11 protein-coding genes are annotated in these 14,515 nt (G+C 51.5%); 10 read left to right on the forward strand and 1 reads right to left on the reverse strand.

Annotation, left to right across the window (positions count from 1 at the left end):
• Positions 1–89 precede the first annotated feature (89 nt).
• The 8 genes from ACJJIQ_RS03705 to acpS all read left to right on the forward strand — a co-directional run bounded on the left by ACJJIQ_RS03705 (position 90) and on the right by acpS (position 7,594).
• Positions 90–1,484, forward strand: coding sequence for a Do family serine endopeptidase (locus ACJJIQ_RS03705; protein WP_413662747.1), 1,395 nt, complete (start codon positions 90–92; stop codon positions 1,482–1,484).
• A 134-nt stretch (positions 1,485–1,618) separates the two neighbouring features.
• Entirely contained in the window at positions 1,619–3,424 is a 1,806-nt protein-coding gene (gene lepA, locus ACJJIQ_RS03710) for a translation elongation factor 4 (protein ID WP_413662746.1), read from the forward strand.
• Between the two features lie 50 nt (positions 3,425–3,474).
• On the forward strand, positions 3,475–4,242 hold the full coding sequence (gene lepB, locus ACJJIQ_RS03715; RefSeq protein WP_445363748.1) for a signal peptidase I: 768 nt from the start codon (positions 3,475–3,477) through the stop codon (positions 4,240–4,242).
• 53 nt (positions 4,243–4,295) lie between these two features.
• Entirely contained in the window at positions 4,296–4,736 is a 441-nt protein-coding gene (locus ACJJIQ_RS03720; RefSeq protein WP_413662744.1) for a DUF4845 domain-containing protein, read from the forward strand.
• Positions 4,729–5,409, forward strand: a complete 681-nt coding sequence (gene rnc, locus ACJJIQ_RS03725; protein WP_413662743.1) for a ribonuclease III — start codon at positions 4,729–4,731, stop codon at positions 5,407–5,409. Before ACJJIQ_RS03720 ends, rnc begins: the two co-directional genes overlap by 8 nt.
• 123 nt (positions 5,410–5,532) lie before the next feature.
• Positions 5,533–6,432, forward strand: coding sequence for a GTPase Era (era, locus tag ACJJIQ_RS03730; RefSeq protein ID WP_282931965.1), 900 nt, complete (start codon positions 5,533–5,535; stop codon positions 6,430–6,432).
• 92 nt (positions 6,433–6,524) lie between these two features.
• Positions 6,525–7,211 carry a DNA repair protein RecO gene (recO, locus tag ACJJIQ_RS03735; RefSeq protein ID WP_445363749.1) on the forward strand — a complete coding sequence of 229 codons (687 nt, stop codon included), beginning with the start codon at positions 6,525–6,527 and terminating at the stop codon, positions 7,209–7,211.
• A complete protein-coding gene (gene acpS, locus ACJJIQ_RS03740; RefSeq protein ID WP_282931967.1) occupies positions 7,208–7,594 on the forward strand; it encodes a holo-ACP synthase in 387 nt (128 codons plus the stop codon). Before recO ends, acpS begins: the two co-directional genes overlap by 4 nt.
• Here the strand turns inward: acpS and ACJJIQ_RS03745 are convergent.
• The gene (locus ACJJIQ_RS03745; protein WP_413662740.1) at positions 7,591–10,422 is read right to left on the reverse strand and encodes a response regulator; all 2,832 of its coding nucleotides are present in this window, start codon (positions 10,420–10,422) and stop codon (positions 7,591–7,593) included. The two genes, acpS and ACJJIQ_RS03745, sit on opposite strands and share 4 nt — an antisense overlap.
• Positions 10,423–10,720: 298 nt before the next feature.
• Between ACJJIQ_RS03745 and cysM the strand changes: the two genes are divergently transcribed.
• On the forward strand, positions 10,721–11,617 hold the full coding sequence (gene cysM / locus ACJJIQ_RS03750; RefSeq protein ID WP_445363750.1) for a cysteine synthase CysM: 897 nt from the start codon (positions 10,721–10,723) through the stop codon (positions 11,615–11,617).
• A 639-nt stretch (positions 11,618–12,256) separates the two neighbouring features.
• Positions 12,257–14,503 (forward strand): GTP diphosphokinase, encoded by a 2,247-nt coding sequence (gene relA, locus ACJJIQ_RS03755; RefSeq protein WP_444911202.1) that lies wholly within the window; start codon positions 12,257–12,259, stop codon positions 14,501–14,503.
• Positions 14,504–14,515 lie beyond the last annotated feature (12 nt).

The raw sequence follows: 14,515 nt of genomic DNA on the forward strand, positions 1-14,515 counted from the left end.
AGGGGCTGGACAAGCCAAGGCTCGCCCTTGAAAGGACTCGAAAATCCAATGGTTTCATATTAGAAGGGATCACTAGGGGTAACAAACCTATGGTTAAACGTTGTACACAATATCTACTGGTTCTTTGTCTGCTGGTTTCCGGGGCTGCCAGTGCCCGCGGACTGCCTGAACTTACGGAGTTAATCGAAGATAACTCTCCGGCAGTCGTCAAAATCAACACGGTTGATCGCAACCGCACTAGTCGCAGTAGCCAGCCGCAGCTTCAACAGGAAATTCCCGATATCTTCCGCCACCTTTTCGAGCCGCGCCAGCGCCAGCAGCGCCCGGTAGCGAGTATGGGGTCCGGCTTTATCATCTCTGAAGACGGTTATATCGTAACCAATAATCACGTGGTCGATGGTGCGGACCAGGTAACCGTTACATTGACTGATCGTCGCGAATACGAGGCGCAGGTTATCGGCAAGGATGTGCGCTCCGACCTGGCCCTGTTAAAGATCGACGCGGAAGACCTGTCGTCAGTACGCTGGGGGGATTCCGAAGAACTGCAGGTGGGAGAATGGGTTGTCGCTATTGGCTCTCCCTTCGGCTTGGACTACTCCGCAAGCGCCGGGATCGTCAGTGCGATGGGGCGCAGTATCCCCAATGAGAGCCGCGAGAATTACGTTCCTTTTATCCAGACAGATGTTGCAATTAACCCCGGAAATTCCGGAGGCCCGCTGTTTAACCTGGATGGCGAGGTAGTGGGTATCAACTCTCAGATCTATACCCGCAGTGGCGGATCTATCGGGCTCTCCTTCGCTATTCCCGCAAGCCTTGCCCAGGATGTGGTTGCCCAGTTAAAAGAAAAAGGGCGGGTGGATCGCGGGTGGCTCGGAGTGGGAATCAGTAATGTCGACCGCAATATGGCGGAAGCCATGGGCCTTGGTAAGCCCGCCGGCGCCCTGATCGATCAGGTGAGCCCTGGGTCGCCCGCAGCTCAAGCGGGAATTATGCCCGGTGATATCATTTTGCGCTTCCATGGTCAGAAGATAGGGGTTTTTGGTGACCTGCCGCACGTTGTAGGCCAGATTCGACCGGGTACACAGGCCCAGGTGGAGTTGATTCGCAATCGTAAACCCGAGCGCCTGAGTGTCACTGTCGGCACCCTGCCGGGTTCTGAAGATGAAGCGAGGCAAGTGGCAGCCAATCCCAGCTCTGGAGTGGGTGGGCGCCTGGGGGTCGTGGTTGAGGAAATTCCCGATATCCTGAAGCAACGCTGGAATGTGGAAACTGGGGTGCTGGTGAAGCAGGTGATTCCAGGCAAGCCCGGTGCCAAAGCAGGTTTGCGCAGTGGTGATATCATCGCGCAACTTGGTTTTGAAGAAGTTGGCGACATTAGTGACTACAAAACTGTCGTCAAGGATCTGCCGGAGGATGAGCTATTGCCGATTCGCTTCTTCCGGGCCGGGCAGTCCACTTTCCGTACAATTAAGATCGAAAGCTAGCCGCTTTCCAGCGATTGGTGGCCCATTGGGCCACCTAGCTCTCACCTCTGTCCATGAGTTCTGTTAGACTTGCGCCACACAGTTGGCACTATAGCCAGCTAATCATTTGATTTTGCAAGGGTTTTTATTCCGCAGTGGCCACAGATCTCTCTCATATCCGCAATTTCTCCATTATTGCCCATATCGACCACGGGAAATCTACCCTGGCTGACCGCTTTATCCAGGACTGTGGTGGCCTCTCCGATCGGGAGATGGCTGAACAGGTGCTGGACAGCATGGAGCTCGAGCGCGAGCGTGGGATTACCATCAAGGCGCAGAGTGTGACGCTCGACTATGAAGCGCGCGATGGTAAGACCTATCAACTGAACTTTATTGATACCCCCGGACACGTGGATTTCTCCTATGAGGTGTCCCGTTCTCTGGCAGCTTGTGAAGGCGCGCTACTGGTGGTAGATGCCGCCCAGGGCGTTGAGGCCCAGTCGGTTGCCAACTGCTATACAGCCATTGAACAGGGGTTGGAAGTTATCCCTGTCTTGAACAAGATGGACTTGCCCCAGGCAGACCCTGAAAAGGTTGCCGAAGAAATTGAAGATATTATCGGTATCGATGCCGCCGAAGCGACTCGTTGCAGCGCTAAGTCTGGCCTCGGTGTTGAGGATGTACTGGAAGATCTGGTGCGCTTGGTACCACCGCCTGAAGGCGATGTCGATGCTCCTCTACAGGCGCTGATTATCGACTCATGGTTTGACAGTTACCTGGGCGTTGTTTCCTTGGTGCGTGTTGTACAGGGCACCCTGAAAACCAAAGAAAAGATTGTCACCAAATCTATCGGCCGTGCCCATGTTGTGGACAGCGTGGGAATTTTTACACCCAAGCGCCACGAAACCGGTGTACTTCGCGCAGGTGAAGTGGGCTTTGTGGTGGCAGGGATCAAGGATATTCATGGCGCTCCTGTGGGCGATACGCTGACCCATGCTAAGGGCGCTGATGACATTGATATGCTGCCGGGCTTCCAGAAGGTTAAGCCCCAGGTTTATGCAGGCTTGTTCCCGGTTAGTTCAGACGATTATGAGGCTTTCCGGGATGCGCTGGAGAAGCTGTCGCTGAACGATGCCTCCCTGTTCTACGAACCAGAAACATCCGATGCCCTGGGCTTTGGTTTCCGTTGTGGCTTCCTCGGCATGCTGCATATGGAAATTATCCAGGAGCGTCTGGAGCGGGAATACGACCTGGATCTGATTACCACAGCGCCGACCGTGGTTTATGAAGTTGAGCAGTCAGACGGTGAGATAGTGATGGTAGATAATCCATCGCGCTTACCCGATGTAGGCTCCATCGAAGAGATGAGGGAGCCGATTGCCGAGGTAAATATTCTTGTACCACAGGAGTATTTGGGCAACGTCATCACTTTGTGTGTGGAAAAACGCGGTATTCAAAAGGACATGCAATACGTAGGTTCACAAGTGTCCCTGCGCTATGAACTGCCGATGAGCGAAGTGGTTATGGACTTCTTCGATCGCCTCAAATCCGTAAGCCGAGGCTTTGCCTCTTTGGATTACAGCTTTGTCCGCTTTGAAGCGGCCAAGTTGGTGCGACTGGATATCCTGATTAATGGTGACCGGGTGGATGCTCTGGCGCTGATTGTCCACCGCGATAATGCGCAGCAGAAAGGCCGCGCAATGGCGGAAAAGATGAAAGAGCTGATTCCTCGTCAGATGTTTGATGTGGCGATCCAGGCGGCTATTGGTGGTCAGGTAGTTTCGAGAACCACGGTGAAGGCGCTGCGCAAAAACGTGACGGCCAAATGTTACGGTGGTGATGTTACTCGTAAGAAGAAGCTGCTGGAGAAGCAGAAAGCGGGTAAGCGCAGAATGAAGCAGTTGGGCCGTGTTGAAGTGCCGCAGGAGGCATTCCTGGCGGTACTGAAGGTGGATCAGTAGGGCTTCGGCCCTGCGCCACGACGAAAAATAAGGGATAGTAGAGAAAAGTAATGGATATAAATTTACCTCTGATTCTGCTGTGGTTGGTTGTGATTAGTGGCGGAATCTGGTTAGTTGACAGTCTGTTTTTCGCCCGTCAACGCAAGAAGAATGTCGGGGACCAGCAAGAAGATCCGATCGTTGTCGAGTACGCGAAGTCTTTCTTCCCGATTCTGGCGATCGTATTTGTTCTGCGCTCTTTTATTGTCGAGCCCTTCCAGATTCCTTCAGGTTCAATGATTCCAACATTGGAAGTCGGGGACTTTATTCTGGTCAACAAGTATGCCTACGGTGTGCGCTTGCCAGTGTCCCGAACCAAGGTAATGGATGTGGGTGAGCCCAAGCGCGGCGATGTCATGGTGTTCTTTCCACCCCACAATAACGATACTTACTACATCAAACGGGTGATTGGGTTACCCGGTGACAAGATAGAGCTGAAGAACAATGTGCTCTATGTCAACGGTGAGATGGCTCGCCAAGAATTGATCCGGGCCATCCCGCCGAGTAACCCGCAAACAGAAGTCATGTGGGAAGATCTCGATGGCTATCGCCACGAGATGCAGAAAAGTGTCCGCCCCCGGCAGTACAGTAACTTTAGTGGTGTAGTGCCGCAAGGGCATTATTTTATGATGGGCGATAACCGCGATAACAGCCTCGATAGCCGGGAGTGGGGCTTTGTCCCAGAGAAGGATATCGTCGGCAAAGCTTTCGCCATTTGGATGCACTGGGACAAGTTGCTCAGTTTGCCCAGCTTTAAGCGTGTAGGCTCAATCCAATAAAGAAACCAGCCGGGCGTTAGCCCGGTTATTTATAAAGGATAGAGGGCATAGTTATGGGTAGTAAACTCAACCTTTCACTGCAGCAGCAGCGCGGTATGAGCTACTGGGGTTGGCTGCTGATTATCGCGATGTTGGGATTTGCTTTGACCTGTGTGTCCAAGATGGCACCGGCCTACGTAGATGCTCGTTACGTTAACGAAGGGCTAAAAACCCTCGGTCAAAACCCAAACCTAGAAGATATGACCACGGGTCAGATTAAAAAAGAGCTGAACCGTTTTTTCCTGGTAAACAATGTGCGCGGAGAGCCTACTAAATCTGTGCAGGTAGTTCGCGGTGCAAAGGGTTCTGTTGTGAGCATCAATTACGAACTGCGCCAGCCGCTGATATACAACGTAGATGTTGTGATGAAGTTTAATAAACAGCTCGACACTGCGAAGCCGGAGCTTTGCTGTGATGCGCTGATCGATCTGGAGCAATTCCGCAAACGTGACTGATCTTTTATTGGAACGCCTTTGCAAGCGCCTCGGCCATGATTTTGATCAGGCCGAGCTGCTTGAGTTGGCTCTTACTCACCGATCCCATGGGAGTCGTAATAATGAGCGCCTGGAGTTTCTCGGCGACTCGATACTCGGGTTCACTATCGGCGCGGCACTTTACGAGCAGTTCCCCAACGGGCGCGAGGGGCAGTTGAGCCGCTTGAGGGCACAATTGGTTAGCGGTGAAACCCTGGCAAAACTTGCGCGGGAGCTGGAAATTGGTGATTGCCTGCGCCTCGGTGAAGGTGAAATGAAAAGTGGCGGCTTTCGTCGGGCATCGATTCTGGCCGATGCCGTAGAGGCTCTTATTGGGGCCATCTATCTGGATGCCGGTTTGGAGGCTGCACGCTCCCGGGTACTTGAGTGGTTTGCATTGCGCTTGCAGGGCCTATCATTAGAGACCGTGAAGGATCCCAAAACCCGCTTGCAGGAGTGGCTGCAGGCGCGTAAAAAACCTCTGCCGGAATATAAAGTCGTAGATGTTTCTGGCGCTGAACACGCACAGCATTTTGTAGTGGAGTGCCGTGTCAGTGGCCTTACGCAGCCCGTAAAAGGCGAAGCCAGCAGTCGCCGTAATGCTGAAAAGACTGCGGCGGTGGAAGCTTATAAGCTCCTCACCGGGCAGGACTAACCTTACAATAGAAACGACGCGCCGGATCCATTTCCCGCATCGTAATGACAGCCTCCTGTATCACTGGGGGCGCTTCTGGCTCCGGGGATTCCCGGAGACCTCCAACTCTTTCGGAGAAATTTCTTGAGCGAACAACCTTCTCGCTGTGGCTATGTCGCGATTGTCGGCCGCCCCAATGTGGGAAAATCCACACTGTTGAACCACCTGCTGGGGCAGAAACTCGCGATTACTTCGCGCAAGCCGCAGACCACCCGCCACAATATGCTCGGTATTAAAACCGAAGGTCCAAACCAGATTATTTTTGTCGATACTCCGGGTTTGCACTCCGATCAAGAAAAAGCGATTAACCGCTATATGAACCGAGCTGCCGCCAGCGCTGCGCGGGACGTGGATGTAGTGGTGTTTGTTGTAGAGCGCACTCGTTGGAGTGAGGCAGACCAGTTGGTGGCAGATAAGCTGCGCGGTATTAAATGCCCATTAATTATCGCCGTGAACAAGGTGGATCAGCTCGAGGATAAAGCTGATCTCCTGCCCCAGCTACAAGCCCTGGCTGAGGAGCATCCAAAAGCTGAAATTGTTCCCATATCAGCCTTGCGCAACGTAAATCTGGATACTTTGGAAGAGGTTATTCTGAAGCACTTGCCTGAGGGGCAGCATTTCTTCCCCGAAGATCAAGTGACCGACCGCAGCTCGCGCTTTCTCGCAGCAGAAATTGTTCGCGAAAAAATTATGCGTCAATTGGGTGCCGAGGTTCCCTACCAAGTTACTGTGGAGGTAGAGGAGTTTGCCCAAGAGGGTAAGGTCTTGCATATCAGCGCTGCTATTTTGGTTGAGCGGGCGGGCCAAAAACGTATCATCATTGGAAATAAGGGCGAGCGAATCAAACAGATTGGCAGCCAGGCTAGAGAAGATATGGAGCGCTTGTTTGATAGCAAGATAATGCTCAATTTGTGGGTGAAGGTGAAATCTGGCTGGTCTGATGATGAGCGGGCTCTGCGCAGTCTCGGTTACAGAGACGAGTAATCATCAGGGCAATTTCCCCTGCACCTATGAAAACGCCTCAACCGCCTCAACCCGCATATATCCTCCATTCGCGGCCCTATAAAGACTCCAGTTTGATCCTGGAGCTTTTCACTCCCGATTACGGCCGGCTGGGCTGTGTCGCCCGTGGGGCCCGCCGTGACAAGCAGCGCCGCCAACAAGCGTTGCAGCCCTTCACCCCGTTGCTTGTCACATTGATGGGAGCGAGTTCGCTTAAAACGCTCGGTCCAGTAGAAAATGTTGGTGTACCACTATGGCTCAAGAGCCGAGCGGTTTATGCGGGCCTTTATGCCAATGAACTGATGGTAAGGCTCCTTCCCGAGGGCGAGGCGCATTACACGCTGTTTGCAGCTTATCAGAGCCTGCTGGAATCTCTGTCTCAGCTGGAGGGACTCTCCAACGCTGAACTGGAAGGTCCGCTTCGTCGCTTTGAGTTACAACTGTTCCTGGAGCTCGGTACCTGCCCGTCCCTCAATATTTGCGACCCGCAAGGAGACCCTGTAAGTAAAGATGGGGTTTATCGCCTGGATGATGAGTGGGGTTTAATTCCTGTTCACCGCTCCAATGATGAGAGCCTGGGAGAGTGTTTTTTTTCAGGTGCCGAACTATTGGGGATGGACAGCGCTATGAATGGGGGTGGCTGGTCAGGTGAGGCTTTAGCACCTGCAAAGCGCCTAACACGATTATTGTTGAGGAAAGTATTGGGGGATAAGCCTTTGCAGAGCAGAGAGCTTTTTCGACAGGTTTACGGAAAAAAATGATTGTTAGTATTGGCACCGATATTTGTAACTACGACCGTATTGAGGTGGCGTGGCAGCGCTTTGGTGATCGCTTTGTTGAGCGTGTTCTTAACAGTGCGGAGAGGAAGGACTTTTATGCTATGGCTGAGCCCATCCGTGCTGCATATCTGTGCAAGCGATTTGCGGCGAAGGAGGCTGTAGCCAAGGCCTTGGGCACTGGGATTGGTGAAGGGGTTTCCTGGCAAGACATCGATGTCCGTCGCCGCAAGGGAGCTGCACCGCAGGTGGTGCTGGCGGGCGCAGCTGAGGAGAGGGCCGAAAAACTTGGTGTGGACAGAATCCACCTCAGCCTGTCTGATGAAAAAGACTCGGCCCTGGCATTCGTCGTATTTGAATCCTGCTAGGCAACTACCTCCAGGCCAAAGAGCGCATCCAAGTCCTGTTCAGAGGCCCACTCGCGCAGCGCCCGGATCTCCCTGAGAACAGCATTGAGTTTGCGCTGGTCAAAGGCTTGGGCATCGGAGCCTTGGATAGTGCGCAATGCCTCTTGTAACACGCAAGTTGATTCTCTCAAGCGTGAAACTCCGCAATAGCAGCAGCCACCGTGCATGCGATGAGTGAGTTCGAACATGCCCTTGTAATCCCCAAGATTGTACAACCTTTCCAGTTCTCTCTCATCTGAGCTGAGACCGTCAATCAACATGCGCAGCATGTCCCTGGCCAGCTTGGCATCGCCGTTGGCGAGGGTCAGGCATTCGCCAATGTCTACCAGGCGCATCTCCTCAATCTTCACTTTTTCTGCGGCCTGGGGAGTGATGATCTTAAGCCAGCGCTTGATCATATGGGAGAGCTGGGCCTCGCTAACAGGCTTGCTTAAGTAGTCGTCCAGTCCCGCAGACAGCAGGCGTGCTTTTTCTTCGGCGCCGGCGTGGGCGGTGAGGGCAATGATTGGAGTACGGCGGCCGGTCTCCTGCTCACGAATCAGGCGTGTAGCTTCGATACCATCCATCTCGGGCATTTGAATATCCATAAATACCAGGTCGAAAGCTCCCTGCTGCCAAAGCTGTAGAGCTTCTTCGCCGCTTGCTGCAATAACGACTTCTACATCTTGTGCTCGCAGAAGTTCGCCGACCAGTCGGCGGTTTGCCGCGTGGTCATCCACTGCCAGCACACGCGGTGGTGCGGGCCACGGTAGCGCCTGTACCCCGCCACTAACCCGCTGTTGCCCCTGCTGTGGTACTGCTCGTTTCAGGGATCGCAGCAAATTGTCTCGGGTGACGGGTTTGCTAAGGAAAGTGAGAGTGCGGGTGCGCAGTTGGTCGTAGCAGCGACGCAATTCAGCGGGTGGGCCCAGTACGATCACGCGGCACTGATAGGTATCAACCAGCGACTGCACTTTGCTACTGAAATTATCAAAATCACCTTTGGCAGTAGCTGTATCGATAATAACCGCATCCGGTAGGGCATCGTGCCGCCACATTTGCTCGATTGCCGGTTGCAGAGTATCGGTATCGCCGAGTTCTATGGGCTCCACTTGCCATTGGCTGAGTAGCTGGGCTACCTGGGTCCGTGTAACTGGGTTGGGGTCTGCAAGTAAAATTCGGCAGCCAGGATATTGAATACGCGGATACATGCCTCGATTGCGTTCAGCCTGGAGGGAAATTTGCACCCAACAGGTGCTGCCGTCATTGGCTGTTTCTTCAATACCTGTGCAGCCGCTCATCCTCTCAACTAGGCTGCGGGCTATAGACATCCCTAAACCATTTGCGCTGATTTGTTGGGTGAGCTGTGGGGACTTGCTGGTGAGGATGTTCTCAATTTCACGGCGACCAGCCTCGTCAATACGGTTACCCAGGCCGGTAACCGAAATACGGAGTACAAGTTCTGAGTTATTAACGCTATGTACTGACAAGCGCACGGGGATATTGCCATTTGCCGAGCTGCGCACCGCGTTACCCACCAAGTTTGTAAGTATTTGCTTAATTCGTAATGGGTCTCCGATTAAAGTGGGAGGGAGTTGAGAATCGATCAAAGGCACCAGTTCCAGATGGTGCTCATAGGCGTTTGGGGCCAGTATTTGCAGGGTCTCTTCAAGTAGTAAGCCAAGGTCCATAGGGATATGGTCAAGGACCAGGTTGCCGGACTCAATGCGGGAAAAGTCCAGGATGTCGTTGATGGTAGTCAACAGGTTTTCCGATGAGCGTAAAATGGTTTGCAGGTAATCCTGCTGTAGCTCATCAATTCCAGTTTTTAACAACAGGTTGGTAAAACCGATAATTCCATTTAAAGGTGTGCGAATCTCGTGACTGGTATTGGCTAGGAACGTCGATTTAATCCTGCTTGCTTCCTGCGCCCTTTTACGTGCTAAGTCCAGCTCAATATTTTGTTCTTCCATACTGTCCAGGGATTGGCGCAGGTCATCCATAGACTGGAGCAAGTTGGCTTTGTATTCCTGTTGGTAACTGGACAGGTTTTCAGCCATCTCGTTAATTTGGTTTCCCAGTTGAGCGAGTTCTCGATTCTCCGTTTCATGGGTGCGTCGATCAAACTCACCTCTGCCAATCGCCTCCAGAGTATGCCCCATTCTAATCAGGCTGTGAGCAAAGCGCTCAGACATGATGACCGACCAGGCCAGCGCGGCTAGGGTGCAGAGAATCAACCCCACCAAACCTACGAGTAAAACTTGGTAAGTTCCCACCAGGAAATAGGGGCGATGTAGCTCAATACTTATCCAGCAGGTGGTGATATCGCCTTTCAATGGCTGTAAAACCTGAAGGGTCTCATCATCTTCAAAAATAAAGGGTTCGCGCTTGTTAAGGGTGTCCCTGCTAATGGGGGTGCGTGGACGCGGCCCGACACTGGCCAGCAAGCTGAGTCCGGTGCTGGGGTTGAGGGCTAGCTTTGGGCTGGGTTCGGTGGAGTAGACATGAACAGATCTGACCATATCTTTTTCCAGCATTAGCGCCAGCAAACTTTTACGCAGCCATTCCATTCTGAGTTCAGCTGGATGGCCCCCGCTCATCTCAATTAGTTCAGCTAGCTGTTCGGCGCTGGCTCGACCGTGGCTTAATAGTAATTGGCGACGATCGTGCATTTGCTGCAGGGTGAAAACGAGAGCGAGGAGCAAGGACAGAATTAGTGCGGGTGCTACAGTAAGGCGAAATACCAGGGTTCGTAAAGATCGAGGTTGCTCTGGTTCCTCGATTGAGAGAATAGGGTTGCCTGGGGCCATGTTAAGAGGGGCCTTGTACGATTATTTTTCCCTCATTTTACCGTTATGTACATCTGAGCGCACTCATTCACTTATCAGAAAACGCTTCTTTTTTGTCACAACATGCGCGTTTTAGAGGCTCAAAGATTCACTTTGCCAAGATTAGATAGCGCGACATAGCCATCTGAATAATACCGCTTCAGGTATATCTCCCTTAATAACCTCGGTAGGGAGTAGACCAAAGTAGACGGTATTTAGTGCATAGTACCGCTTGCTGTACACTTGGACCCCGCGAGATTTTTCTGGAATTTATTGCATTATGGATTATCCAACAATTGCTGACTGCGTAGGCAATACCCCGCTGGTTAAACTACAGCGCCTGCCAGGTGATACCAGTAATACTGTTTTGCTCAAGCTGGAAGGCAATAACCCTGCGGGTTCGGTAAAAGACCGCCCGGCACTTTCAATGATCAACCATGCGGAAGCTGCAGGATATATTTCTCCGGGAGACACCCTGATTGAAGCGACCAGCGGTAATACGGGAATTGCCCTGGCAATGGCTGCAGCGATTAAGGGCTATCAAATGATATTGATTATGCCCGACAGTGCTACCGAGGAGCGCAAGGCTTCAATGACAGCTTATGGCGCTGAGTTGATATTGGTTAGCGCTGAAGAAGGTATGGAGGGTGCGCGGGACTTAGCTTTGCAAATGCAAGAGGATAAAAAAGGATTGGTACTGAACCAGTTTGCCAATAGCGATAATCCCCTGGCTCACTATGAGGGAACCGGTCCGGAGATTTGGCAGCAGACCTCTGGAACGGTGACTCACTTTGTCTCTTCAATGGGTACAACCGGTACCATTATGGGATGCGGGCGTTACTTGAAGGAGCAAAATCCCGATATTCAAATCGTTGGATTGCAGCCAACTGAAGGCTCCAGTATTCCGGGGATTCGCCGTTGGCCGGAGGCATACTTACCTAAGATTTTTGTTCCTGAGCAAGTGGATATGGTCATGGATATGGGCCAGCGAGAAGCTGAGGATATGACTCGCAGGCTGGCGAAAGAAGAGGGTATTTTTTGTGGCGTTTCCTCTGGAGGGGCGGTAGCCGGTGCTTTAAGGCTATCTGCGCAGCTAGAAAATGCGACGATTGTTGCAATTGTCTGTGATCGTGGAGATCGTTATTTATCTTCAGGACTTTTTGCCTCCCCAAAATAGCTCTTACTTTTATTCTCTAATTTATCTTATTTTATTGATCAATGCTGGAAATAAAGTGCTTTAACTCCAGCATTGTGCCTGATATCTACTAGCAAAAACTTTGTGAGATTCGCAGCTTTGTAAAGTGATTCGCCAATCAATTTACAATCATCTCTTTTGCCCCTTTTTTTGGGGGGAGCCTCTAATCCTCTTGCTATATGTGTATTGCCAGTTAAAAAAGCAATAACTAAGCCGGTAAATACAAAAAAACTGATAGTTTGTAAAGTTCGGTAAAGCCTTGTTTTGTGTTCATGTAGAGGTGGAGAAATTCACTTTTAAGTAACAAATGCAACCTGTTCACTTCTCTCGATATTCCCCAATATCACAATTTTAGTTTTCTATAGGCATTGGTTTTGCAGGTTTACTGTTGGTTAAAAGGTCAACAAGCTGGACAAGACTTATACCCTCCCACTCAAATTGGTACGAAAAACTGCTGAATTTCGCGCAGCTTATTGAAATGTATACAGAAAATCATGGACTTTGGTGAGTTCAAACCTATGATAGAGAAGCGCTTAATCCAGCATGAGCACTGAGTAAATGTGCTGCTAAGCCAAGTAACGACAAAATTATGCCAATAACACAAATGACTCTTGTTAAAAGATGGTTCAAGTAAGAAAGCATCATTCCTTTGGTGGAGAAGGTGAACTCGACCTTGAATCCTGGTTGCGCCATGTACAGAAGCTCGCGGGCCTGGATGGTTCTGCGATAGTAACTTTGCGGCGCGCAGCTGAGGTGAGTGCCGAAGCAGAACAGCGCGCAATTGAGGCGGAAAATATCTGGGCTGAGGGCGCTAGCAGTTTTGCCACAGGCCTTGAGATGGCTGAGATTCTCGCCGACTTACAAATAGACTCAGAAGCACTTGTCGCGGCAGTGCTGTACCGTGCCGTACGTGAAAAACGCCTGCCACTGCAAGCTGTGGAAAAAGAATTTGGTGAGCGAGTTGCCAAGTTGATTCGTGGTGTTTTGCGTATGGCTGCGATTCGCAGTCGCAGCGCAGATACCGGAGAAGAAAGCCCGAGTGGTGCGGTAGAGGAACATTCAGAGAATATCCGTCGTATGCTGGTAGCATTGGTCGACGACGTGCGAGTCGCTTTGATCAAACTCGCTGAACGTACCTGTGCCATTCGTGCTGCAAAAAACTCAGAGCCGGCTAAACGCCAGAGAGTTGCTCGTGAAGTGGCCGATGTTTATGCACCCCTTGCCCACCGCCTGGGAATTGGTCATATCAAATGGGAATTAGAAGATCTATCTTTTCGTTATCTTGAGCCGGAAGATTACAAGCAGATTGCTCGCTTGCTGGATGAGAAAAGACTGGCTCGGCAGCAGTATATCGACGAGGTATTGGAGCTATTGCGCTCTGAACTCGAGCGCGCCCATATTGAAGGTGATGTCTACGGGCGAGCAAAGCATATCTATAGTATCTGGCGGAAAATGCGCCGGAAAAATATCGGCTTCTCCCAGGTTTATGATATTCGCGCAGTGCGTATTCTTGTCCCAACAGTAAGGGATTGCTATGCGGTTCTGGGTATAGTGCACAACCTCTGGCGCAACATACCGAATGAATTCGATGATTATATCGCCTCCCCCAAAGAAAACGGTTATCGCTCTCTGCACACGGCTGTAATTGGCCCCGAGCGAAAGGTGCTCGAGGTTCAGATCCGAACTTTTGCTATGCATGAAGAGGCGGAATACGGTGTTTGTGCTCACTGGCGTTACAAGGGCACTGATCTTAAGAGCGAGAGTAAAGATAGCTACGAGCAAAAAATATCCTGGTTGCGTCAGGTGCTCGACTGGCATGAAGAGGTGGGGGGGAACCCACTACAAGATGATTTGCGCTCTAGTGAGGCAGATTCACGTATTTATGTATTTACCCCCGGCGGTCATGTTGTAGACCTGCCTCGGGGTGCAACTCCATTAGATTTTGCCTACAAGATCCATACAGAAATTGGTCACCGTTGTCGCGGGGCTAAAGTAGATGGCCGAATCGTGCCGCTCAACCACCGGTTGGAGACAGCCAATCAGGTTGAAATCCTCACAGGAAAACTCGAAGCGCCGAGTCGCGATTGGCTCTCTTCGGGCATGGCCTATATCACTACCTCCCGTGCCCGAGCCAAGATTATTCACTGGTTTAAGCAGCAGGCTCGGGATCAGAATATCGCCGATGGCCGCAGTATTCTCGACCGGGAATTTAAGCAGCTGGCGCTGAGTGATTTCGATTTCGATAAGTTGGCAGCCAAGCTCAACATGCATTCCCTAGAGGACCTCTATGCGGCAGTGGGTGCCGGTGATATAGGCGTGGGTCAGGTTCTCAACGCAGCCCAGCGAATGGTGAAGGTCGACAATGTGCCTCGGGTACCATCGCTGACGGCTCCAGTTGCCCGGGGAGAAGGCAAGGCAGATGTCTATATCGACGGAGTGGGTAATTTGCTTACCCACATTGCCGGCTGTTGTAACCCCGTTCCAGGCGATGAAATTATGGGGTATATCACCCTTGGGCGCGGGGTTTCTATACATCGTAAAGACTGCGCAAATATGCTGCGTATGCAGGTTGAGGAGTCTGAAAGGGTACTCCAGGTAAGTTGGGCGGAAAAACCCCGTGAACTTTACGCCGTTGAAATTATGATCGAAGCCTACGATCGCCAGGGCCTGTTGCGGGATGTCACGGTGATGCTGGACAGTCAGAAAATTAATATTACCGCTATGCAAACCCGCTCTAATAAGAACAAGCATACGGTAGAAATGATCGTGACTGCTGAGATCCACAACTTTGAAGAGTTGAGCCAAGTTTTACATCGGATCAATCAACTGCCCAATGTGGCAGCGGCAAAGCGGCGAATTCTGCGCTGAACGTTGAGTAAG

The organism is Microbulbifer maximicatervae (SeqCode), from assembly GCF_052468295.1.